Source organism: Spartinivicinus poritis, from assembly GCF_028858535.1.
Taxonomy (GTDB): Bacteria; Pseudomonadota; Gammaproteobacteria; order Pseudomonadales; family Zooshikellaceae; genus Spartinivicinus; species Spartinivicinus poritis.
The window spans coordinates 172,530-196,546 of record NZ_JAPMOU010000006.1; the positions used below are offsets into that span (position 1 = coordinate 172,530).

General features: G+C 36.2%; 20 protein-coding genes and 1 pseudogene. 13 read left to right on the plus strand and 8 right to left on the minus strand.

Annotated elements, in window-relative coordinates:
* Position 1 precedes the first annotated feature (1 nt).
* On the minus strand, positions 2 to 1,327 hold the full coding sequence (locus tag ORQ98_RS07375) for a phytase (protein ID WP_274688144.1): 1,326 nt from the start codon (positions 1,325 to 1,327) through the stop codon (positions 2 to 4).
* A gap of 244 nt (positions 1,328 to 1,571) precedes the next feature.
* Between ORQ98_RS07375 and ORQ98_RS07380 the strand changes: the two genes are divergently transcribed.
* Positions 1,572 to 2,159, plus strand: a complete 588-nt coding sequence (locus tag ORQ98_RS07380) for an SIS domain-containing protein (protein WP_274688145.1) — start codon at positions 1,572 to 1,574, stop codon at positions 2,157 to 2,159.
* A gap of 481 nt (positions 2,160 to 2,640) precedes the next feature.
* Positions 2,641 to 4,002 (plus strand): hypothetical protein, encoded by a 1,362-nt coding sequence (locus ORQ98_RS07385; RefSeq protein WP_274688146.1) that lies wholly within the window; start codon positions 2,641 to 2,643, stop codon positions 4,000 to 4,002.
* 171 nt (positions 4,003 to 4,173) lie between these two features.
* On the opposite strand, the gene ORQ98_RS07390 is transcribed toward ORQ98_RS07385, so the two are convergent.
* Positions 4,174 to 4,389, minus strand: a complete 216-nt coding sequence (locus ORQ98_RS07390; protein ID WP_274688147.1) for a hypothetical protein — start codon at positions 4,387 to 4,389, stop codon at positions 4,174 to 4,176.
* Positions 4,390 to 5,464: 1,075 nt separating this feature from the next.
* Between ORQ98_RS07390 and ORQ98_RS07395 the strand changes: the two genes are divergently transcribed.
* From ORQ98_RS07395 to ORQ98_RS07440, 10 genes are all read left to right on the plus strand, one after another.
* Positions 5,465 to 6,487, plus strand: coding sequence for a hypothetical protein (locus ORQ98_RS07395; RefSeq protein WP_274688148.1), 1,023 nt, complete (start codon positions 5,465 to 5,467; stop codon positions 6,485 to 6,487).
* A 130-nt stretch (positions 6,488 to 6,617) separates the two neighbouring features.
* Entirely contained in the window at positions 6,618 to 8,306 is a 1,689-nt protein-coding gene (locus ORQ98_RS07400) for a radical SAM/SPASM domain-containing protein (RefSeq protein ID WP_274688149.1), read from the plus strand.
* A gap of 113 nt (positions 8,307 to 8,419) precedes the next feature.
* Positions 8,420 to 10,159, plus strand: coding sequence for a hypothetical protein (locus ORQ98_RS07405; RefSeq protein WP_274688150.1), 1,740 nt, complete (start codon positions 8,420 to 8,422; stop codon positions 10,157 to 10,159).
* Between the two features lie 40 nt (positions 10,160 to 10,199).
* On the plus strand, positions 10,200 to 11,114 hold the full coding sequence (locus ORQ98_RS07410; RefSeq protein ID WP_274688151.1) for a hypothetical protein: 915 nt from the start codon (positions 10,200 to 10,202) through the stop codon (positions 11,112 to 11,114).
* Positions 11,115 to 11,171: 57 nt separating this feature from the next.
* Complete coding sequence (locus ORQ98_RS07415; protein ID WP_274688152.1) at positions 11,172 to 13,202, plus strand: ATP-binding cassette domain-containing protein; 2,031 nt, start codon at positions 11,172 to 11,174, stop codon at positions 13,200 to 13,202.
* Positions 13,203 to 13,209: 7 nt separating this feature from the next.
* Positions 13,210 to 15,276: a peptidase domain-containing ABC transporter gene (locus tag ORQ98_RS07420; RefSeq protein WP_274688153.1), complete on the plus strand. Its 2,067-nt coding sequence runs from the start codon at positions 13,210 to 13,212 to the stop codon at positions 15,274 to 15,276.
* 328 nt (positions 15,277 to 15,604) lie between these two features.
* Complete coding sequence (locus ORQ98_RS07425) at positions 15,605 to 16,630, plus strand: DUF2157 domain-containing protein (RefSeq protein ID WP_274688154.1); 1,026 nt, start codon at positions 15,605 to 15,607, stop codon at positions 16,628 to 16,630.
* A gap of 40 nt (positions 16,631 to 16,670) precedes the next feature.
* Positions 16,671 to 17,744 (plus strand): DUF4401 domain-containing protein, encoded by a 1,074-nt coding sequence (locus ORQ98_RS07430; RefSeq protein WP_274688155.1) that lies wholly within the window; start codon positions 16,671 to 16,673, stop codon positions 17,742 to 17,744.
* Entirely contained in the window at positions 17,726 to 18,226 is a 501-nt protein-coding gene (locus ORQ98_RS07435; protein WP_274688156.1) for a GDYXXLXY domain-containing protein, read from the plus strand. The genes ORQ98_RS07430 and ORQ98_RS07435 overlap by 19 nt, the downstream gene beginning before the upstream one ends.
* A 222-nt stretch (positions 18,227 to 18,448) precedes the next feature.
* Positions 18,449 to 18,724 (plus strand): RNA recognition motif domain-containing protein, encoded by a 276-nt coding sequence (locus ORQ98_RS07440; protein ID WP_274688157.1) that lies wholly within the window; start codon positions 18,449 to 18,451, stop codon positions 18,722 to 18,724.
* A 115-nt stretch (positions 18,725 to 18,839) separates the two neighbouring features.
* On the opposite strand, the gene ORQ98_RS07445 is transcribed toward ORQ98_RS07440, so the two are convergent.
* The 3 genes from ORQ98_RS07445 to ORQ98_RS07455 form a co-directional block, all read right to left on the minus strand.
* Entirely contained in the window at positions 18,840 to 20,078 is a 1,239-nt protein-coding gene (locus tag ORQ98_RS07445; protein ID WP_274688158.1) for a multidrug effflux MFS transporter, read from the minus strand.
* Between the two features lie 576 nt (positions 20,079 to 20,654).
* On the minus strand, positions 20,655 to 21,398 hold the full coding sequence (locus tag ORQ98_RS07450) for a carbonic anhydrase (protein WP_274688159.1): 744 nt from the start codon (positions 21,396 to 21,398) through the stop codon (positions 20,655 to 20,657).
* A 181-nt stretch (positions 21,399 to 21,579) separates the two neighbouring features.
* The gene (locus tag ORQ98_RS07455; protein WP_274688160.1) at positions 21,580 to 21,939 is read right to left on the minus strand and encodes a hypothetical protein; all 360 of its coding nucleotides are present in this window, start codon (positions 21,937 to 21,939) and stop codon (positions 21,580 to 21,582) included.
* 259 nt (positions 21,940 to 22,198) lie between these two features.
* On the opposite strand from ORQ98_RS07455, the pseudogene ORQ98_RS29565 reads away from it, so the two are divergent.
* A pseudogene (locus ORQ98_RS29565) lies at positions 22,199 to 22,375 on the plus strand (DUF6538 domain-containing protein); the annotation flags it as partial.
* Positions 22,376 to 22,451: 76 nt separating this feature from the next.
* Here the strand turns inward: ORQ98_RS29565 and ORQ98_RS29570 are convergent.
* The 3 genes from ORQ98_RS29570 to ORQ98_RS07470 all read right to left on the minus strand — a co-directional run bounded on the left by ORQ98_RS29570 (position 22,452) and on the right by ORQ98_RS07470 (position 23,665).
* On the minus strand, positions 22,452 to 22,541 hold the full coding sequence (locus ORQ98_RS29570; protein ID WP_425347676.1) for a hypothetical protein: 90 nt from the start codon (positions 22,539 to 22,541) through the stop codon (positions 22,452 to 22,454).
* A gap of 145 nt (positions 22,542 to 22,686) precedes the next feature.
* Positions 22,687 to 23,250 carry a hypothetical protein gene (locus ORQ98_RS07465; RefSeq protein WP_274688162.1) on the minus strand — a complete coding sequence of 188 codons (564 nt, stop codon included), beginning with the start codon at positions 23,248 to 23,250 and terminating at the stop codon, positions 22,687 to 22,689.
* A 58-nt stretch (positions 23,251 to 23,308) separates the two neighbouring features.
* Complete coding sequence (locus tag ORQ98_RS07470; protein WP_274688163.1) at positions 23,309 to 23,665, minus strand: phage tail fiber domain-containing protein; 357 nt, start codon at positions 23,663 to 23,665, stop codon at positions 23,309 to 23,311.
* Between the last annotated feature and the right edge of the window lie 352 nt (positions 23,666 to 24,017).

Here is a 24,017-nt window from a genome sequence, read left to right on the forward strand (position 1 = left end):
ACTAAAGTCCTAAATAACGCTTTATTTTTTCCCATGAAACAAACTTAAAGTTTGTTTTATCCCGCTGTTTACCTTTTGAATTAAAGCTTATTGGTTCATCATCACCATCTTGCACGACCATTAGACCATGTGGGTATTGATCACCAATTGCTTGAGTCGTTATTGCTATACCGTCAGTATGACTCGTGCCATCCACTAATCCCTTGTTAATTTGAAAGCGGCCAATGAACTTAGGGTTTATAGGCTGATGATTAAGCTGGTAGACAGCATAGTGATCATCTCCCTGGCTTGATGCAATCAAATATTGCTGTCCTTGCTGTGGTTGGTATAAAGCAAGCCCTTCGACATCAGCCTTTAAGTGAGCGTCTTGGGGGAGGGAGTTAAGCCAGTGGCATTGATATTCTTCTTCAATAGGATCCCAGATACGTTTATAGGGCACCCCAAAACTAGCAACAGTATCAATGAGGACTGGTAAACTTGGTTTTGTAGTAAGTGAATGTGTTTGATAAGGAATTTGCCAAATGCCTACTTGTTCTTGACTGGCATAAAGCAACTGTCGTTGAGAGTCTATAACCAACCCTTCCAGTTGAGGTTGGTCTCCATCTTCTTCTTGGCATGGCGACCAATGAGGATCGCTTTCTGTATTAAAATTTGATGGTAATAAATGGTATGCACTAACTGTGTAGCTTATTTTACCTGCTGGTGTGGTATAAAAATTAATTTGGGCTATTTTAGTATGATTTGCCTGGGTAACAAAGCCTATACCTTGTTGCTGTTTCTGATTATAGTGAACGGCTAACCCATATGCAGTTTTCTTAGCTTTTACATCATCCACTGATCGACTAAATAACATAGGAGCGCTATTCGATGTAATATCTGTTAATACAGGTTTGCTTTCACCTTGATAATTAATTGAAAATATTTTTAATTTATCCGTCCCTCTGTCAGTAACAACGGCTAAATCCATTTGACTATCTTCTAGTAAATAACCAGTTAAAATATCGACGTTGTTATAGCGGCCTTGTAAACCAGTAACTTGATTCTGCTCTGGAATGATTTGTTGAATCATTTTTCCTTGTAAATTAAAAACGGCTAACCCCCCTTGTTTTAATGTACCAATAATTAAACTTTTAGCACTATCGTGGGGGTTAACCCACACAGTTGGATCATCAGCATCTGACTCATTGTCCCATTTATCATCGAAAAATGTACGGGTTTCCTGGCTAGCCGTGATTTTAGTGAAATCTATCTTATTGGCTAATGCAGGGTTAAATAAAAAAACAGTAACAAAAAGAGTAGTGGTCGCTGTTAAATTTTTTTCCTTCACTATCAAATTCCTTTTAAAGTTAAACCTTAGAAATGAAATGGCTTATTGTACGGTTTATGTATTATAAGTGGAACATGGCCTTATTTTTTTGTGTGCAGAAAATAAGTTTAAATAAGTAAGTGTGCTGTTACTTTTTGTGGGAGTGAGAGGGTGTGAATCTCTGTAACTTGGGCTTTAGACATTCTTGATCAAACGGCCTACAATGCAGCTACACTACGTTGCAATCAATACTATGGGAGTGTTTATGCAATCGCACGTTCTTGCGGCATTAACTGAAGCAAAACAGGCTCTGGACAATTTGTTGTCTAATGAGGCGATGATCGAGCAAATCACTAAAGCAGCAGCAGCATTAACAGCCACCTTTAAACAGGGTGGGCATGTATACAGTTGTGGTAATGGTGGCTCAATGTGTGATGCTATGCACTTTGCAGAAGAGTTGTCAGGGCGTTATCGACTTAACCGTAGAGGTTTACCAGCCGTTGCTATCAGTGATCCTAGTCACCTAAGTTGTGTATCAAATGACTTTGGTTATGAACATGTGTTTGCTCGTTATGTAGACAGCCATGCTCGTGCAGGAGACACTTTACTGGCGATTAGTACCAGTGGTACCAGCAAGAATATTATTGCAGCAGCAGAAGTAGCCAAACAAAAGGGAGTAACGGTAATTGGGATGACAGGAAAAGCTAATTGTACGTTAGGTGACCTAGCAGACATCCACATCTGTACACCAGGTGGGCAATTTGCTGACCGGGTGCAGGAGTTGCACATTAAAGTCATCCATATTTTTATGGAGTTAGTAGAACGCGAATTATTTCCTGAAAACTATCAATAACTTGCCTATCAGTTACCAGATGTTTTTAGGAACATCTAGAAAATATTAAGCTAACAGCCCTCCTGATTAGTCTCAAAAGTAGAAGAGACTACGGAGGGCTTTTTTATAAACGGATGCGTTTAGTAAAAAACGATAAGAAAGTTTTTGAATGTTCGATATTTTTTATTAACTATTATCCTGGTCTTTTGAGTGAACTTAAGCTTAAGACCATTTTAGTATTTGTCTACATAAAACTAAAACAGTTATTCAAACATGGTTCAGCCACACAACTTCTTTCGTATAATCAAATTTAGTCATGCGCGATTAGTAAAAGCTGTTAGCGATTTGGATGCGATCTGTTTTCATATTTGTATTGAATATAATTCATAGAGTTCCTTTCTAATATATTTTCAACTGTAAAATAGGATAACAGTCACGGAACCTACTGAGCTGAGCTTTTATTCTATACTGCAGAAACTTGTATGAACCAAGGTATGCAGTGATGAAACCCATTTTACGCTGGAGCATCATGGCTGTTTTGGCTACTGTCTTATATGGAGGTCCAAGTTATGCAGACTTATCCGAGCCAGACCAAAACACGTTAACAAAGAATCTTGAGACACTCTCAAAAGGTTGGAGTCAGGCCGATGCGAGTAGTGCTTTCAAAATTTTTCGGCAAAACAGCTATGCAAGAGAAGATTACAGTAAATTTTTTAAAGATTTTTTTCAACACCAGGCTTTTACTGACCACTTGAAGGTTTATTTTGGCTATTTAGGTTTTGCGTTTTCTGAAAAATACCAAGATATTCGCCAAAAGGTTAATCCAGCCTTAGCAGAAGTTTTGGCGAACAAATTGTTGAAACCATTTGATGAGCAGGGCCAACAGTTAGCTGAATGGTTTGAGCAGAACCCTGAAGAGGCAAGGTCGTTTTTTAATCAATTGGCGTTTTTGAATCAATACAGTCAAACTGAGGCAATTGCTATTAATTTACGGCGAGTTTATCAATACATATGGCAACAAGTGCCTTTAGTTGATGCACCAATAAGAGACAATAACTATCACTGGTGGCCACATATAAAACAGCAGTTGGCTGTTAATTACCTAGATGCTAACCAAGGCCAAGTACCTAATGAATTGTTGGGCCATTGGGATGGTAGGCGACAAAAGCTACTAGAAAACTATGGTCTGCTGCTTCTTGATAATAACCAACTACTAGACCATGAAGTAAAGCAAATCAGTCAACTAGTTGCGAAGTTACCAAAGCAGCTACTCAATATTCGTTTTATTCATATTCGAAGCCAGCACTCTCTGTTGACCAAAAACAATGTTGTGAGTAGCCATGAGAGTATTACCAAATATGATACCAATACAGCCGGATTGCCTAAGCTGACATCGGTTAATAGTGACCTGGTTGTGAAGCGCCCGGCTATGAGTAGTGTTGCTGCTAGGCAACATTTTTTACAGCTATTATTAGCAGAATTGGGTAAAGAGTTAGCGAAAAGACAGGCTGCTAATGCTCAAAATAAAACCAAACTAGGTCAAACTGTCGTTGTAGATGGAGAGTTGGCAAGCTCTATCAGTAGTTGGCTGTTTGCTACTCATCAAACATTAGCTAATGCTGTAGAATCTTGGCAGAATGGTCAGACAGGTGCTATAAAACAGTTGTTTAGAGTTGCTGAACTGCTGAGTGAAGGCAAGACAAAAGCGATTGCATTTGACTTTGCTAGTGAAAAAATTAGTTTTTCTTTACTTAAGTTAGCACGTGATGAGGAAGGTAAAATCACTTCTCTGGTAACTACTCAGGCTCAATATGACTTTACCTATGATGAGTCGGGTGCTTTGGTTGATATAAAAATAATTTAATCAAACCATCAGAGACACCAAGGCTTGCTAGAAAATAAAATCATAATAGTCAGAGCTTTTATATCTGTTAATAAAATACTTATGACTACTTTTTAATGACATTTCGTCTCTAATTCTATAGGCAGTCATTTTTTAGAAAATTATCATTATTTAAATAATATTCTAGTTAGTCTATTTATTAAACCAAGTATCTTTACCTTCAACAAAGGAGTCTGATGATTCCATTGGTTCTAATTCCCAGCTGGGAGCATCTTTACTAATATTGCTTTTAAAATGACAAGCAGGGCAGCCAATAATTTCGAAATCAATTTTATTTACTGGACTTGAACAGTTAGGACAAATTACCTCTGGCTCATTCTCTTTATTTAATTTTTTGTCGTTTAACATAAGAGTCTCCCTGTTATGAATAGTAATAGCGTATATGAGAAGTTGAGTTGAATTGCTATTCGAATATGGCTTTTAAAGATTATTATTAATAGTTTTTTATCTCTCCCCTTTTTCTATCAACTGAACTTGGATAGAGCCTAAATTTATTTGGATTTGTTTTTTGCTGTTTTGATTTTGAGCAATATTTTTATCATCTTTGATAGCAGAAACAAAATTTTTAGGTTGATTAAGTAATTAATTAAAATCTATTTGTTCAATATAATTCATATAAAACAGTAAGTTAAATAATTTTATATGGTATATATGCTTATGTATGAGTAATTTTATAACCAAAAAATATATAGGTGTTTAAATAACTATAATGAATCATGAAAAACAGATTAAATATACCTGCTCATGAATGACTTCTAGGTTTTGTTATCATCAATTCAATCACCTGCTATTAACATAGGATCATGAAGCTTCATCATCCTATGTTAATAGCTAAAATATTTCGTATTGAGGTATAAGTTGTCGGTTATTTAAATATTTTATTGAAAGTGCATATAACGAGTATTGATAGAGCAAAACAAGTGTTTTAATTTGTATATTCATATAGTTGTTACAAGAATAAAAGTAATAGCTTTATTTAATAATAGATCATATTGTGATAATCCCTTATCTTTACTTGTCCTGTGAAAGCGTATAGGATTTTTGAAAAACAAGTTAACGATTAAAGAATAACAAACTCTAATTTAAATAATGCTAATTAATGATGGATAGTTTTGTATGCTGTATTTATATGCTTATGCAGAAGATAATGTCTGAATATTAAATGTATTTAATTAAGGCTGGGCTTATGCATTTGTTAGTAATTGAGGGGCTAATATCTATATAGTAAATAATAATTGCAAAAAACACACTGCCGTAAGTGTAAATTGAAATGATTTTAAATTTGTTTTTCCGCCAATGAATAATAAATTTGCCAATACAAATCGCCCAGTTATACAAAATGCATTCAGGTAATGCATAAACCAAAGATGCCCTTAAGCATCTTTTCCAAATTATAGTGTTCCATAATTTAGGAGGAGCTAGAATGTTAGTAGTCGATTCAAATCGAATGCTATGTCTAACAGCTGAGGAGGTGGTTGAGCTAAGTGGCGACAAGTTAAAAAACTCAGATGCGTTTTTAACTTTTGCTTCTAGTATACATCTTTCTGAGGATGTTATTTTAGAAGCAGCTGAAATGAGGTTTCAGATTGATACGACTAAAGATGTATTCAATGTCGTGATACATGATCTATTACCAAAATGCCTTGATATTAAAAAAATGCACCAGTTTGATTATGTGGGGATACGCATAACAGGCATTGGTGATTACTGTCTTACTGCAATAAATGGAAGACTTGCCACATTTGATGGTTTACCTGAAACAGGATTTACGGGCGAGCAAGTGCTTAGCTTTGAAATTGCACCAGATATTTTCCTGGCTTACTGCAGGGGCTTACTGCTTGAAATTTCTGATCAGGTATTAGAAGAGGATGATGAGTATGAAGAAGTACTCCTTTCGCCTGATGAAGTAGAGCAATATGGCATCTATGGTGGTAATAGCAGTGCCCATGCTTGTGCTGCAAATGCCAGTGCAGGAAGTGGATGTGTAGGTAATGCTAGTGCTTGTGCCGCGAATGCTGGTGCAGGTACAGGTTGCGCGGCCAATGCAAGTGCTTGTGCAGCAAATGCCTCTGTCGGTAGCGCTTGTGCAGCCAATGCCAGTGGTTGTGTCAATAACGCTTCAGTTGTTGGTGCCTGTGGCCAAAACTACACAGGCTGCTATGGAAAAGTCGGTGTTGCCGGTGCTTGTGGTGGTAATGCAGGCGTTTGTGCTGGTAATGGTTCGGTCGTGTCGGGCTGTGCAGTGAATGCCAGTGCTTGTGCTGGTAATGTTTCTGCAGTAACAGGGTGTGCGGCGAACGCCAGTGCCTGTGGTGGTAAAGCATCAGGGGTCGGGATCGCTAATACGGCTTGTGCTGGTAAAGCCTGTGGAGTGGATTTGGGTATTTTACCTTGTGCAGGCGATGTCTGTCCGGTCAACATCATTCCATTTTTACCTTCTTGCTAAGGATAACTACATGTAACTAATGGCAAAGCCCCTCTCCTTTTTGGAGAGGGGCTTTGAGAAAGATAAAAACATTTTATAAAGAATTAAAAAATACAAAAACAGGTCCTGAAAAAGGGGAGCTAATTTCTATATGAGTCGTTTTAGCCACCTATCGAAACAGGAAAAGAAGGCAGCCATAAAACAGCTAGCTTTGCAGAACAGGGAACGCTTATTTCGTATTAAACCAGTAGAAACTGAGCAGGTTGCTGGTAATGAACTAATTGATATTGAAATTAAACCATCTCGATATAATATTGTAATACCAATTGCAAAAGGTAGAGCACTCCTATTTAACTCAGTTAACAGGCACTTAGTGTTGTTAGATTCTGATGAACATCAGCAGTGGAGTCATTATTGCGAAAAGCTCAAGCTAGTGGAAAAAGATTATTCAGTTAAATTAAACCGACAATTAGAGTCTACATTAACATCCTCTGGTTTTTTGGTTGATGCAGAGTTTGATGAAATCGAAGCTGTAAAAACTAACTATTTTAAAGAGCGCCAAGATAAATCTACATTAATGCTAACAGTTGCTCCGACAATGGCGTGTAACTTTGCATGTGGTTATTGCTTTCAAGGCTTAAATAAAGACTTGCGTAAAATTGATGAAAAAGTACCAGATGCCATTTATCAATTTATAGAAAGTAAAAAACAAGAGTTAAGTAATTTATCTATTACATGGTATGGTGGTGAGCCTCTTATGGGGCGTGAAACTATATTTGAACTCTCTGATAAAATAATCAAGCTATGTGATGAAAGTTCGATTAACTATAATTCAGGAATCGTAACTAATGGATTTTTTCTAACCCCTAAAGTAGCACAAAAGCTATTTGATCGGCGTTGTACTTATGCTCAAGTGACCATTGATGGTATGGAAGAAGTTCACGATAAACAAAGGCCACTACTATCTGGACGTGGAAGCTTTAAAGAAATTATGCAAAATATTCGTGCAGTAATGGAAGAAACACCATTTGCTATTGCTGTACGAGTCAATGTTGGCCAGGAGAATTTAGTTAGCGCAGAAAAGCTGCTGACTTATCTAACAGAAGAAGGCTATTCTCAATACGGTCAGTTTAGTGTTTATTTTGCACCAATAGAAGCATCTACCGCAGAAAGTGGCACAGCATTTAATGAGTCGCTTTCTAAACAAGAATTTAATGAGCGACTGATTAAACTTAGAGCGCGAGCAACAGAAGCCGGTTTATCAAGTGTTGTCACTGCACCTACTGGGATATTAGGAATGTGTGTGGCTGCGCATGAAGGTGGTTATGTAATTAGCCCAAATGGTGATTTACATAAATGTTGGGAGACAGCACATGACCCTTCAAAACGCATTGGTACAATATTTGACCACACAAACTCCAATGTAACAGTTAACTCTCAATTATGGGAAAATTGGTCACCTTTTGATAATCCTGTCTGTAGTAACTGCTCGATTTTGCCAATGTGTGGAGGGTTTTGTCCTCATCGCTATGTCTACTACGGATCAGGAGATGATAATGCTTTACCTTGCCCTGATTGGAAATGGAATACAGCTGAATATTTATTTTCCAGAGCAAAGTCACTTGGTTTTGTGACAGATGATGACTGGCTGGCAGGTCAGGCAACGGCTTCAGCAAAACAGTCAGGAGAAAGGCATAGTGCAGAATCCTTAAAATACTCTCAACAAATTGTTATTGATAAAATTAAAAATAATACGGGATTAGTGATTACGCCAGAAACGATTCAAAAAGGAGAAGAAACTATGCCAATCAGAATAATAGAAAATACCCTTCGCGAATAATTTTTATGGTTTGTTGTCGTCGCGCTTCACCCTAATCATTTATTAATATAAACTCATAGGGCTTCATCGCTCGACGGCCTCCCCTAAAAACGATTCGAATTGGCTATTAGACTATGAAACGTATTTTCCGAAAAAAATCACTACAGCATGCTAAGGAAAAGGATGCCTTAGAGCTGAGAATTCCGTTAAGGTATTCCCCTTTTTTTTGGCCATTTACTATCACTTGTTTGTTAATAGTATTTTTTGCATTGAGTTGGGGTTTTTTTGCCCGATTACCTATTTCAATTGAAGCAAAAGGAATTATAGTAGCACAGGGTGGTGTGAGAGATGTTTTGACTTCTGGTGCAGGGCTTGTCAAGCAACGTTACTTAACAAAAAATCGCCAGGTAAAAGCAGGCGATGTCATAATGGAGTTAGAAAATGTAGAAGCTACGGCAGATTTTATTGCAAAGCGTTCTGAGTATCGAGTTTATGCAGAAGCACAAAACTATCGAAAAACGATATTAAAAAAGCAACTTGAAAGGCAAATAAATAAGCTTAATAATCAAATTAGCTTGCATGAATCTAGAATAGCTGAAATGATCGAGATAGAAAAAAAATTTAAGAACATTATTGCATCTTATGTATCTGAGCAGCACTTAACGTTAAAGCAAGAGCAAAAGGAAGTTAAATCACTGATTAATGATCATAAGCGTATAGTAGCTGGTTCAGAAAAATTATTACAGTCTGGTTTAACTTCATTAGATGCTGTAACTAAGCGACGTGTAGCACGAAGAAACCTTTCAAAAAATCTTGATGAACTATCAGTAAAGAAACAATACATTGGTGTTGAAGAACAGAGGCTAAATCTAGAGCAGTTAGAAGTAGCAAGCAATATAAAAAAGGAAAAGAATGAAATTATCAATATACGTAATCAAATTGAAAAGCAAAAAGAGAAGTATCAGAGTGAAGTAAAAGAAATCAGAAAATCCCTGGTAAAACATAAACTAGAACTTGTCAATGCGGAACAAGCTTTATGGCTTAATGAGCATGTTATATCCCCATATGATGGTGATATTATAGCAATGAATAAAAGTCCTGGCAGTTATGTAAAGTCAGCAACACCGGTTGCTTTGATTGGATTGACTCCACAGCATAGTAGGTTGCTTTTTGTACACTCAGAAAAACTAAAGCAAGGAGTTATTAAACTAGAATTTAATGGGGTGCGAAGATTAATAAAAATAACTAGTGAAGTAAATAGCAGGAGCTACCTGGAAAGTCAGTTAAAAAAGGCAATAAAAAATTTATTTAAGGCAAATAAAGTTGAAATAACAGGGCAAGAAAATCGTTTTGTTATAGATATACAAAATAGACTTGCTAAGGAAATAAATCAATTAAGAATATATCAGGCAGAACTAGAGGATAGTGAAGGTTTACCTGTTTATGCTATGTTGATTCCAATTTCTGATGGATGGGAGAGAAGTGAGCTCGTCAATATTGCTTTTGTATCTACAGGTGATGCAAAAAAAATTGAGAATGAGGCTAAAGCCTTTATCAGACCTGACTTTATCAAAGGACTACAGGCAGGTAGATTGAAAGGTAAAATTACTCAAGTTAGTGAGTATAATAGTACGTCTATTGAGCTTGAAGGGCTGATAGGTAATCTAGAGCTTGGAAAGTTAGTTGCAGATAAAGTAAAAGGCGTTGCAGTAGTAGTTAAACTTGATAGAGATAAGACAGGATTACCAATTTGGAATGGGATTCCACCGAAAAAACCACTCAAAGTAGGGACAACAACTACAAGTAGAATTATTATCAAAGAAATTGCGCCGATTAAACTACTATTCCCTATTTTTGTTGAACCATTTGTTTAATGGCTTAATAATAAAATAATCAGTTTGTGAATAAAATAGTATGCTGGATATATACCAATTAGAAGATAAGTACCAACAACGATTAGATATATTTTTATATGAGTACTTAAAAAGTTCTAGCGATTATTTTCAAATAGCAGAGTTGCGACAATACTTCCAAAATAATAGTGTAGATTTTGAACGACTGCCTAATTGGTCTATTTTACGCCTTTTAAACCATCAAGAAAATGATTGTTGTATAGATATGCAAGCTATAAGAAACCTTGTAGAATATTTTTATGAGCCTATATTTTTGAAAGGCTTGAATAAGCAGCATCAGTTCTCTTATTTAAGCTCTATAGAAAAAAATGTTTATATTCAAATAGATCAGGAATTAATAGATAAATCAACGCCTATATTATTAGAGACATTTCATCATCGATGGATATTTTCCCTTATTCCTATGCTTATATCTATGGTAGCAAAACAGCTGGGTATTAAAAAAGCAGTATTGCTAAGACGCCATACCGAAGTTGAACATCGTCTAGAGTGTATTCGCACTTATCTTGGAGAAATACATCAAGTAGAAGTTGTCTTGATTGCATTTGAAGATAACTGGTATCGTAATCTCATAGAAGAAATAACAGATGATACCATAGTTGTCTATTTTGGTGATATGAGTCCAGCTTTGTTTCCAAAGAAGAGTAAATTGGCAGATACAGATAGATATTTAATGTTAACGGATGCAACTAGTGATAGTTACCTTGTAAGAGCATTTTCATTTGCGGACAAGTTGGCTAATAGACTTAAGCTAAGTCATGCACTATTAAACCATTACCAAAGCAATCATTTTGTATTACATTTATCTCAACAACAGAATATATTCAGTTGTCCTGCAATTGATTGGATGTTTTGGCCTGCATTGGAGTTGTTTTCTAAAGAAAAATATCCAATAAAAACAGCAAATGCTATTTAAGGGAAATTTTAATGATTGTTTACCTTAGAGGTGCCCTTAGGTCAAGAGAGTTGTTGAATGAATTCTGTAATCCTCCGTGACTTTTTAAAAGATGTTACATACCAAACTCAACATATTGAAATGGATGAAGATTTTAGGTTTGATGATGTTGACTTGTTTAAAGATTTTCTTGATGTCCAATTAAATATCCTGTCTGTAGAAGCAAAAGAGCAAGACAAAGCAAGAAAGAACTTTCAAATTTGTCTTGCTTATAAAAAGTCTAGCAATGAAATTCTACTAGTCAAGTTTAAGCCTAGTTTAATTCGCAAAGATAAAGCTGAAGCATTAGTAGTTAACAAAGAAAAAGTGCGAGAGTTTTCTGATGAAGAGTGGCATGATATAGATAAACTTTATATATTGTATGAATTTTATCCATCTGATGCTTCATTTTCATTAATCAATATTACACGTTTTGTGTATCAGCCTATTTTGCATTTGATTAGGCAGTCTGCAATAATACAGCTACTGTTAGCTTTGTTAGGATTCGCATTATTTTTAACTAATTTTCTGATTATATCCAGAGTTGTTCCGCAACTTGCCCTGGATAGCTTACAGCAGATTGTATGGCTTATTACTGGTATATCAGTTTGTTCACTACTGCTGTCTTTTGTTTCAGCACGTGCGGATCTATTTATGGGAAATATATTAGAAGAGCGCCTTGAATTATTAAAGCTCTCTATTATTTTGGGCCTACATCCATCTCATTTTAGGACAAGTAGCATTGAAAGGGTATTAAATCTTGGAAGTATTTTAGTAGGAGTATGTCAACAGTTATTTGGTGTATTTGGCCAGTTGATAGGTTTAATAGGTTTAATTCCTACTATGATTTTATTATTCATGCGTTTACCTTCAACGCTAATCTATATTATCCTGGGAATCTCTTTAGTAGGATCAATCGTATTAACTATAACCAGAATTTATACAAGAAAGAAGTCAGTTGAGATAAATCTGGACAATGCAGATCTTACAAACTTTGTTTTTGATATAGTCACAAATATCAAAAGATTAGCTTTTTATGGAAATATGAACAGTATATTTAAGCAATGGAGAGCGAGAGCTATTAGTTTAGTCGAAAGAGGTTGGCATCTTGATAAAATTGGGCTCTTAGCAGCAGAGTCTCAAAGCCTTACTGAGAAAATTATTCAAATGATAGCAATCATTGCTATTACGTTCGCGTTATGGCATAGCTTAGCAAAAGAGCAAGCAAGCACAATTACTATTGCTATAGCCTTTTTAATATTTCATTTGACTGGTGCTATATCACAGATTATCCCTAAAGTGGCTAATATTATAGCAACAGTTTTTGAGCTAAAAGTTGATTTAAGTGCGTCAAAGTCACTACATGAGAGAATTGATCAGGAACATGAAAAAAATGACAATATTGTTTGTAGTAATATTCCTGAAGTAAGTGCAAGAAGCCTAGTATTACCTCATGGTTGTCAAATAAAATCACCTATAGATGGCTGCTTTCATTTTGAAAAAGGCTCGATGATACAAGTAACTGGACCTTCTGGAGGCGGGAAAAGTACTTTGCTTCGTTGTTTAATTGGGCTGGAAAAACCTAAAGCAGGTGAAATTCAAGTATTTGGTGCAGATCCATTTCAATTTTCTATTTCAGAGCGAAGACGTATATTTAGCTATGTTTCACAACATACTCAGTTAATACCTGGAACATTAAAAGATAACTTAGTGCTATTTGGTGATGGCAAAACGCAACCAATTTGGGAGTGTCTTGAGCAAGTTCAATTAGCTCGTAAAATACAGGAATTACCTCTTGGTTTAAATACACCAATATCAGGTGTTAACTCAACTTTTTCTACAGGTGAAAAACAGCGGATAATATTGGCACAGACTTTATTGAAGTCAGCAGAAATATTAATTTTAGATGAGGCAACTTCTGGGTTGCCAGTTGACTATGAAAAAACTATATTTGAGTTTATCCGTAAGCGGTTTAAAATAATTTTTATTGTTTCTCATCGTGAACATATACAAGAATTGGTTGATCATACTATTGTCTTAAGTCCATCTACCTTAAGCTCTGTACGTTGATATTAATATGAAATTTGAATCAACCAGAACACCAACAAAAATCCAAGCACATACTGCAGAATGTGGAGCTGTCTGTTTAAGCATTATTCTAGAAGTTTATGATGTTTGTTTGCCTGCTTTGACAATGCGACGACTGTGTGGAGTAACACGTGATGGAGCAAGTATAAAGAATATAGTTGATGCAGCAGAAGAGCTTGGTTTTGAGTGTAATATTTTTAAAAAAGGGCTAGCTAAATTAACAACAGATAATGGGCCTGCTATTTTACATTGGGACTTTAAGCATTTTGTAGTACTAGAAAGAATTAATAAAGAAAATGCCTGGATTAATGATCCTGCTATAGGTAGACGTAGAATAAGCCTTGAAGAACTATCTAATCATTATACAGGTATAGTACTTGAGATAAAACCTACAGAAAAGGTTGAAAAAATCCAATATAAGCCATCTATCTGGAATACTTTACCAATTGATATAAAAAATCTACGGTACTTGGTTTATTTGTTTATTTTGCCTGGTATTATTTTGTTTTTTGGCGATTTTTTTATTGCAGGGCTTACTAGGGTTTTTTATGACTATGTTGTCCAGTATGAGCTTATTAACTGGGGTTTTTTTATTGGAATAGGAGGGCTGATATTTTTAGTTTTTAATTTGACAGTTTCATTATATTTTCGTCGCCAAATGCTTGATGTAAGTACTAATATCACGATGAGAATAAAGCAATTTTTCTTTAAGCGCTTGTATAGTAAAGAGCCTGATTTTTTTGCCAATCACTTTCCAGGCGAAATATATCAACGCTCAGCCGAGTTTGAACGCTATACACAATTCTGGTTTTCTTTGATTAATCAAGCTTTTGACTCACTGTTATTTGCTATTGCTGCTGCTCTTACAATATTTTTGATTAGTCCATTAATTGGTCTGATTAATTTAATTCCATTTATTTTTTCACTTGGGTTTACTTGGCTAATAAAATATCGAGTACGAGAGTTTCAGGTAAGAGGACAACAAGAGAAAGGTAGGTATCATTCAGTTGTTCAACAACGTTTGCAAAGTTTTGAACGATTCTATGCATCTGGGATGGTTGGTCAGGTTTTTACATCTTGTCTTGCAGGGTTCTTTCGAATGCAGTCAGCGGCTGTTGATCAACAGCGTTTTTTTATTTGGTACAACACGTTAACAGGTTTATTAGGTCTTATCACTACACCGCTTAGTATTTTTGTAGGAGCTTACTTATTAATTATTAATGAACTAACTTTTGGCGGATTGGCTTTTATGAGCTTAATGTCAGGAATCTTAGTAACCGCTTTGGAGCAAATGGTTGCACAGTTTAAAGAGTATCTGGAAATGGAGGCTATTACTTACCGTGTAGCAGAAGTGATTGAAACTAAGCAGCCAATATCTAAGCCAACAATTAGTAAAAATGTTTCAAAAATAATATGTAATAGCGCATATAAAATAAGTGATAAGCAAAGTGTATTAACAATGGATAATGTCACTTATCGTTTTTCTGAACAATCAGAACCTGTTATTTCTGATGTTTCCTTTGAGGTTAAACAGGGAGAGATTTTTAGTTTAGTGGGTGATAGTGGTTGTGGCAAAACAACCTGCTTGGAAGTGCTCACTGGTCAGCGCATAGTGACTACAGGTCAAGTGAAATTTTTAGGTATTCCTGTATCAGGCCGAGTTCCATGTGGTTATGTATTTGCTGATGATGAATTTCTTACTGGTTCAGTCACAAGTTTTATTACCAGTTATGGTAAAGCTAATAAAGATAAAGTGTTAAGTATTCTTAAGTTAGTAGAATTAGAAAGAAGGCTAGGCTTTTATGTGGATGAAAACCATCCTTATATATTGTCTAAGCATGATTTGAGTCGTGGTGAAATTCAGCGGTTAATGCTTGCGATGGCTTTATATCGTTCACAGGATTGTATCGTTTTTGATGAGGCATTTAGTCATATTGGCTTAGAGCAAAGTCAGCGAATAATTGAGAGACTAAAAAAACTGGGAACAACTTTAGTTATGGCAACCCACCGTCCGGAAATTCAAGAATTGTCTGACAAAACATATCAGATGTCCTAAAAATTATCAGAAGTATTGAATAAATGTTTAGTCAAGTACTAAAACTCGATACTTTGATAGTAAAGAAAGTATAGCTTTGCTGATCCTGTTATAGTTACATTGGTATGGCCCTTAAAAAATATCTAATGCTTTAGGCATTACGCTATTCGAAAATATACTCAATGCGGAGGTTTTTTAGGTGAGGCCATCGAACGACGAAGCCTCATGAGCTTATAATAATAGGTGATTGGAGTGAGAAGTGATGGCAGTTAAACGGCATTTCCACCATCCTTGATGGTCATAACAAAACCTAAAAATGATGCACGAAGGGTATAACTAGGCGCAGCAGATGGAAAAAGAAAAGTTAATCGCTAGGGCTGACCTAGCAACTATACCAGCTAATCGTCGTTTGGTAGACGAGCTTTATGCTTATGGTTATCTAACTGCCGAAGGTAAAGCTTATGCATTGAACTTGCTACATCCTCATAACCAGTGGGGGTTGTGGATATCAAGACTACTGCTCATCTTGGCTACAGCTTTGATACTTACGGGCGTTATTTACTTTTTTGCTTTTAACTGGGCCAGGTTGACACCAACAATTAAATTTACAACGATTCAAGTTGGGTTGGTAGGTTGCCTAATAGCTGCTTATAGTTATTCACTGCAAAGTTTTGTCGGAAAAATATTTTTATTGGCTGCAACCGTATTAGTCGGAGTCTTTCTAGCAGTATTTGGCCAGGTTTATCAGACAGGTGCTGATGCTTACCAGTTATTTATGGGGTGGAGTTTATTCACCCTTGGTTGGACGATTATTGCTAACTTTTCAGTACAATGGGTAATCTGGTTAATAATTTGTAATATTTTTGTCTTATTGTGGTGGGAACAGTCAGCTTTACCTACCCGTTCAATGGAAGACCTGTTGTACAGTTTACTACTTGGCATAAATGGACTTGCCTTAGTCTTGAGAGAATATGCTGTTCAACGTAACTATAACTGGCTATCAGTTCAGTGGCTTAGAGTAGTTCTAGTAATAGCATTGTCCATATTCTTGATTATCCCTATAGAGCATTGCATAGTTGACCCAGATTCTGCTCGCACATCTACTTATATTAGTGCTTTATTTGGAAGCATCACTTTGGCTGCAGGTTTTTGGGTTTATCGTTTCAAGTTATTTGATATGTGGGCATTAGCTATAATAGTGCTAACTTGTTGTATTATTGCTACTACAGTTGCTTTTAAATTGCTCTTTGAATTTATAGGTGAAGGTGAGTCAGTTACTTTTCTATTGATGGGGCTAGCGTCTCTAGGGGTATTTACTGCAGCTTTGATTTATCTCCGAGCGGTATCCCATAAAAAGGGAGGTACTCATGACTGATTTAACTACTAAGCAAAACACAGCATATACTGCCAAAAGCTTGTTAGCAAAGCTAGCTGACCAATCATTAATTATAGGAAGTCCTGATAAACTAAAGCATTTTGTAATAGCTCAGCAGCAGGCGCCTGAGTTGCCATTATATATACGTTGTTTGATCGGTGTTGGGGCATTGATAGTTTCTTTTTGCTTTATTGCTTTTTTATATATAGCTGAAATTATTCAGTTTAAAAGTGAGCCTGAGCTAATTATATGGGGGCTGGCATTTGCTGCCCTTGCCATTGGTTTATTAAAAATGGCAGGTGAAGAGCATAATGCTAAACAGAGTTTTTTTATCCAGTCTTCATTTGTGGCTATGGCGATGGGGAAAATATTGTTTGTAACAGGGATTGGCATTGCAACTAAATCTGTTTGGGGTGTAACATGCGCAACATTAGTAATCACACTGCTGACTTATCCTATTTATCAGATTTCTATTGATCGCTTTTTATCTGGTTTAGCTGTCTTAGCCTCGATAATAGTAAATATTCTGTGGGATAGGGATTTGGCAGGAGTAAGAGAGGTTGTATTTAATGCTTTCTTATTTGTCAAGCTTCTGATTGCTGCGTTTTTGCTTTGTTATGGTAAAGTAAAGCGATATTTAATTCCTTTATCTTATTCCTTTGTCTTTTCTATAGCATGGGCAGTATTGATATTAATGGATACATCTAAGTTTGGTTATGGAAATCAACAAGAAGTAGTTAGCACAATGTTGCCTAGCTATATGTTAAGCATCAGTTTGGTGGCTGTCATTGGTTGGGTTGCAGGTGGTTTTTCTAAACTAAAAAAAATACCATTAGTATTAGCTGTGCTAGTTTCTATTGTTCTAGGGTTATTGTCTGTACCAGGTATTATCTTATCTATTATTTTACTTATATTAGGGTATGCTAAATATGAGAATATATTGACTATCATAGGAGCATTATTATTGCCCTATTGCTTGGTTGTCTTTTATTACAATCTTGATATTACATTGCTGCATAAATCAATATTACTTGTAATGAGTGGTTTAGTATTATTAGTTGGCCGTTTTTGTATAACTTATCAAGGGTGGGACAAATGCCAAAAAAATTACTAGTCATTTTTTCACTCTTGGTATTATCAATACTTAATTATGCAATATATCAAAAGGAACAAATAATTGCCCATGGAGAAATACTCCTATTGGAGTTAGCACCTGTTGACCCTCGGTCTTTGCTTCAAGGTGATTATATGGCTTTAGATTATGCTATTGCCAGGAAGATATCGGCTGATGCTCTAGCTGCTCATCAGCAACGTGGCTATATGGTAATTAAAGGTGATAACAACAATGTTGCTCAGTTTGTTCGATTCTATGAAGGTCAATCGTTAGCTACTGGAGAGAAGCTGTTGCGCTTTCATCGCAATCATAACCGAGTTCGCATTGTACCCCATTCATTTTTTTTCCAGGAAGGGCATGCAAAGTATTTTGAAGATGCAAAGTATGGAGTATACCGGTTTGATAATAGTGGTAACCGAGTATTAGTTGGGCTGGCAAGTGAAGATAGGCAAATGATTGAACCAGCAGTAGACTCAAAATAGCATGACTTTATAGTCGAATAATGGATTGCTAGAACAACCTATTCAGAGATAAGCGCAATAGCTGCTATTACTTTTTATTATGAGAATCATATGGTTCAGATAATGAAAAATGATATACACTACAGTTTCTGGCTACTTTTAAACCAGAGGCTACTGGATAATTTATGTGTTGGTTATTGAGTAGCACTAGCTCAAGCAATACATGTTACAGAGAAATGACAAATGAATATATATGTTGGCAATTTGGCTTATAGTATTACTGAAAATGACTTGAGAAAGTTATTTGAAGAGTTTGGTGAAGTTTCTAGTGCAACTTTAATTAAGGATAAAATATCGGGTAAGTCCAAAGGGTTTGGTTTTATAGAAATGTCAAATAATGCAGAAGCAGAAACAGCAATTCGTGAGCTAAATGACAAGCCTGTAACTGGCCGCAAAATAAAAGTTAACCAAGCTAAGCCAAGAACGGATAATCGCCAGCAACGAAGACCAAGGTATTGATTGTGCATTGAGTCTTTATATATTCTTTGAAACTATAGCTAAAGTATAGTGCTAGCCTGTATTGTTATTGGTTTGCTACAACTTACTATCTTGTACAGGCTAGTTGTATTGCTTACTAAGAAGTTTCAGGCACTGACAAGTCTTGTTTAGATCCTCTTTTGGAAAAAGCGATGAAAAACCAAGCTAGGCTGCCAAATAAGGTGAATCCTATAGCTAGTGGTATTACAGTCATATTAAAGCTTTGACCTACAATAAGCCCTAGTGGTAAAGAAATTAGTGTTGATATTGCTGAAATAATCGCAGCTGCTATGCCAGCTATCCCACCCATCGGTTCCATTGCTAATGCATTAAGGTTTCCAAACGCTAACGCAATAGATACAAACCCAATCGTTGCATATACCATAAAAATAACAAAGGGTGGTACTCCATCGCTTAATATACAAATAATAAAAAAAATGATAGAACAAAGTACTAATAGTTTAACTGCAACCAATGATAATTTTTTCATTCCGTATTTTAAAACCAATTGAGCATTGATAAAGGATGCAGTGCCAAAAGCTAGGGCTAAGAGAGCAAAGTATAATGGAAACTTTTCACCTGTCAGGTATATGTCTTGAAAAATCTGTTGTGAAGAGAAAAGATAACCAAGAAACCCGCCAAATAAGCAGCCAATAGCCACTGTATAGTATAGGGTTGTTTTAGTGGCCACTACAGTTTTAACTGATTTAATGATGGTTTCTATATGAAACTGGCTTCTTTTTTCTTGAGGTAAAGTTTCTTTCTGACGAGTAGAAAACCAGATTAATACAATTAACCCGAGAGCTAAGAAAAATACGAAAATACCATGCCAGCTAGTGAATTGTAGAATTGCTTGACCAACACTAGGCGCTAGTGCAGGCACTAAAATAAAAACGGCGGTTACAAAAGATATAACTCTGGCCATATCTGTACCTTCAAATAAATCTCTAACCATGGCCATTGAAACTGTGCGTGGACCAGCGGCTCCCAATCCCTGGAGAATGCGGCCAGCTAACATTTGTTCAAAAGAGTGAGAAAGCCAACAGGTTAAACTACCTGCTAAAAAGCAGAGTAAACCTAACAGTATGGCAGGCTTTCGGCCTATGCTGTCAGATAAAGGGCCAAAGATAATAGGTCCAATAGCCATTCCTATAAATAAAAAAGCAATTACCAGTTGTGCATCGTTATCATTAGTAAGAGCTAACGAAGTTCTAATATCTGGCAGTGCAGGAAGTATTGCATCAATAGCGAGAGCAACTAACGCAGACATCATGGCAACCAGAGATACGAATTCTGGAAACGAAATTGCGCTTTGTGTAGAAAATTTTGAATTCATGCACACCTTCTATTTACTAATAGTATTACAGAAGAAACCTTTCAGTTATACCATAATATGTGGATGTTTGCTTTAGAAGTATCGAAAGTAAGTTGCGAATACGACTAAAGTTTGTCTTGGCTTTGCAGTTTCTATTTACTTATATATAGGGAGATGAGTTTAACTGACGTGTTTTTTGAGTATGGGTTGTTTCCTCTATATAAATATATCGATATTAGCATAATGAAAATATACTTTATTCCTAAATTTGTTTTGATTATTGTTGGTTAGCTTTGTATTTAGTAAATAGGCTGGTTTGAAGTTATTAATCATTTCATTTGATTCAGGCTGTTAAGTGGTAATATTGAGGTGTGCTTGTGAAGTAAGAAGGTTATCTAGTTGCAAATTATACTTTGAAGTGAATTGTCAGAGATGATCCTCATAAGCTTAGTTGCAAGATGAAGTTCAGGCTAAGTGGTCAGTTAACTGCTGATGACAATATTTGGGTGTAAAAATAAAAATTATTTTTTAGTCAGCAGTTAGTTTTCAACGTAGCGATGAATACCTTTATGTTATTCATCGCTACACTATTAAATGTTATTCTAAAATGCGTCTTGCATTTAAAGGTTGAACAGGGCGGTTATTAGGGTATTTTAGTGTTTTTACAAGATGACTAGCTTGTTCTTGTGAAATCGTGGCAGGTTGCTTTAGTACTAACCATAATACACCTTCAGAACAAGGAGGTGTGGTTAGAGAACCATTAAATCGATAATAGTCATGGGATTTAGGTAGTAAATCCATAGCGTTAAACGGCGTAGCTAAATTTTGTTTAGTATTTGCTTGATTAGGCATGGCTTGCCAAAGTTTGGCAAGTTTTTTATTTGTATCTCCAGCTTTAAACATAACACCTACAACGGCTAAATTGCCTTTGCTATCTGCATGAACAAAATGAGCCTCCAACGGGAAGTGTTGACCATCTATAGTATTTTCACTTGGTGAGTGAAAATGGAACTGTTTTAGCTCATAATGGTTACCATTCAGACTGATACTATTTCCAGCTGGATAATCTACTTGGATAGTGTGGCCATTATTTTTAATTGTTGAGGCTAATGTATTGTAGTTAAATTGAATAGGATTTAAATTGGTATTTATACTGTCTTTAATGTCAACTGGTGACTGGTTTTTTCCTTGTTTACACATAATATGATGCTCGCCCCAGCTTGCGGGCCCATATTCACCTTTATATCCCCAATGACCACCGTCTGTGGCATAGCTATAATTAAACAGCTGAGCTAAAAGGATGGTAGGAATACATAGTTTGGCTTTTAAAAGTGGTTTCATTGGCACATTACCTTGGAATTAGTAAAACGTGTAGGATGTTTGTAGCATACCGAACGCTGGTCGTGAAACTTGTGGTTATCTGATGAGCTTGGTGGTTTAAAATGCTAAACAAGAGAGGGGCGAGATACAGCTACTATAGGGCTTTTCCATAGTATACTCTTCCCTGCTTATAGTGTGAGTGTTACAAAGCAGTCCTTTCAAAAAACAAAATTTGGTTGGCGACATCATGCTTTTCAACTTCTTGATAGTTTTGTTTTAGCAAGCGTTTCCGATGCCAGTCATTGTATTGAGCAGTCCAGGCGATTACTACGCAAAAAATAACAAAGCTATCCAGAGTATGAGTGTAGCCTCTAAGGATTGTCATTAAAGTATTAAAACCAATAGCCGCCAGAATACTAATCAGCCAATAAATACAACCTTGCAAATCTTGCCTGATTAACATTGGAATAGGGCCAAAAAAGAATACTGTATACGACATACTGTCATAAGCTTTGGCGAGCTTGCCGCTATCAGATTTTAATAGGTATTGAGTATCTGCCATTGTAACCACCTACCCGGTGAGCAGTTGAATCCTCAACAGGCCTTAAGATGAGCAACTGACAGTTAGCTTTTTTCCCCATTCTGGAGAGAGCTTGGCGTAGTGCTCCATATCTGGTTGTTCAGCAAAAGGCTGCCTTAATAAGTTTAGCAGTTGATTAACTTCGTTGAAGTCTTGCTGTTTTGCTACAAAAATGTGTAGAAAGCACTTGTCCTCATTGAGTTTCAGTAATTTAGATTTTGCTACAAAAATAAGGGGACATATGGGTAACTTGTTATTAAGAGGTAATACATATTACTTCCGCAAAGTTGTTCCTGAAGCTGAAGATGTACGGGATGCTTTTTGTAAAAGAGAAGTTAGTGTCTCTTTAAAAACAAAATCAAAGCAACTTGCCCGCTCTAGGTCTGCTGTTATCCAAGCTGCGCTTGATGTTGCACTTTACGAGATACGTGGGCTCTCTGATTTAGCTGATAGAAGAGCTGTATATAAGGAATTAAAAGCCTATCTGGATGATTTTAAGGTAACAGGGAAGGCCCAACCGCTTTGCTTTGTTCGCTTTTGGGTGTTGTTGTGTTTTTTTTATAGCTTAGGCCAAGGCGTTTCAATGCTTTACTAATGGCTGGTGATGTTACTCCAAAACGCTTAGCTCTTTCTCACTGATAGTCATCAGGGTAATCCTTTACATCTTGAGCGAGTGCTTCCATATTAGTTTTAATAGCTGGTTTGTTTCGGGTATAACAAGGTTCGATATTATTTTGCCACCGAAATAATATTGCCTCTGTGATAAGCGGGGTGTTCTTTTATAAATAAATCACCGTATACAGTAACGTGGTTCCAAAGACCTACACGATACTCACCGGTTCCTGCTGAATTATTGCCGTGGACCATCAGGCATTTATGGGTTGTTCCGTCGTTATAGATAGCGCCACGCCCTTGCCCATAGCCAAGGGTTGGCCACTCAACATAATTATCGAATGTCCACGCGCCTTTTACTTCTGGCTTATATTTCTCAACATAGCCTTTTGCTCTGTCGGCTTCTCCATGTGCGCGATTAGCCTCCGCCTCTGTCTTATTTGCTTCTGCAATAGCTTTCTCTTTGTGCGCATGGGCATTCACCATATGTTGTTCAGCTTTCTCTCTTATTACCTCAGTATCACCTTTAATTGAAGTAGTAAAAGTTCTGGCTTCACTTAATGTTTGCTCTGTGTCAACTTTTAGTTGATTAGTTGTTGCTCTGATCTGTTCTGTCGTTTCTCTTTCGCTTTTTGCCCAGTCTGCTTCAGCTTTTGCAGCAGGAATATATTGTGATTCCATGTAAGTTAAATTAACAGCGTCGTTAGGCTCTACTGGGTCTGAGACTTCTCGTAGCCGTCTATTTAAAGCACTGAAGTGACCATTCTTTCATTTTCAGAAGACCCTCTGAATAGTCGAGAACTTCCTGAGCCACGAAGAAAAGCTGTTCATTTGCTTGGTCTAAATTTTCTTCTGATAAAATAGAGCCATCGTAAAAATCAACTGTTCGCTCATGCAAGGGAGTTTCCCGTTTAACGCGGACAATTAAGTTTGCTTCTGGGGCTGCACTTAAAGTAACAACTTTATTATTTATTTTTCGTTCTTGTCTTTTCCCATCAACGAAGACTTTAATATCTTCATCATGAATAAATGAAAAGGGGACAGCAAAGTCTTTTGCCTGCCCATTTGCAATATAATCTTTATATGATAGTGCCATTAATTAATAGCGGTCCTCCGAGTACTTTGGTAAATCTGCGTCCAAGTTGTGCAGAAATTGTTGTATACCTAACATATTCTGAAAGGTAAGATTCGATATAAATTGTTCCAATCTTTTTGTGAAAAACTATAGTTATTAGTTAATCCTGCTCTAGCTAATCCTGATACTCTAGCTGATGCTTTTTCAATCCAGTCATATGAAGCATTGCCAGTTCAAACATTTGTTGCCAGTTCTGACATACGTGAATTAAAGAAAGGTTCGCCTGTTATAGCTAGAAATCTATAATCTGGCATAATACTACACATGACATATTCTCTCGACTTCAGACAGCACGTTTTTAAGTATAAAGAAA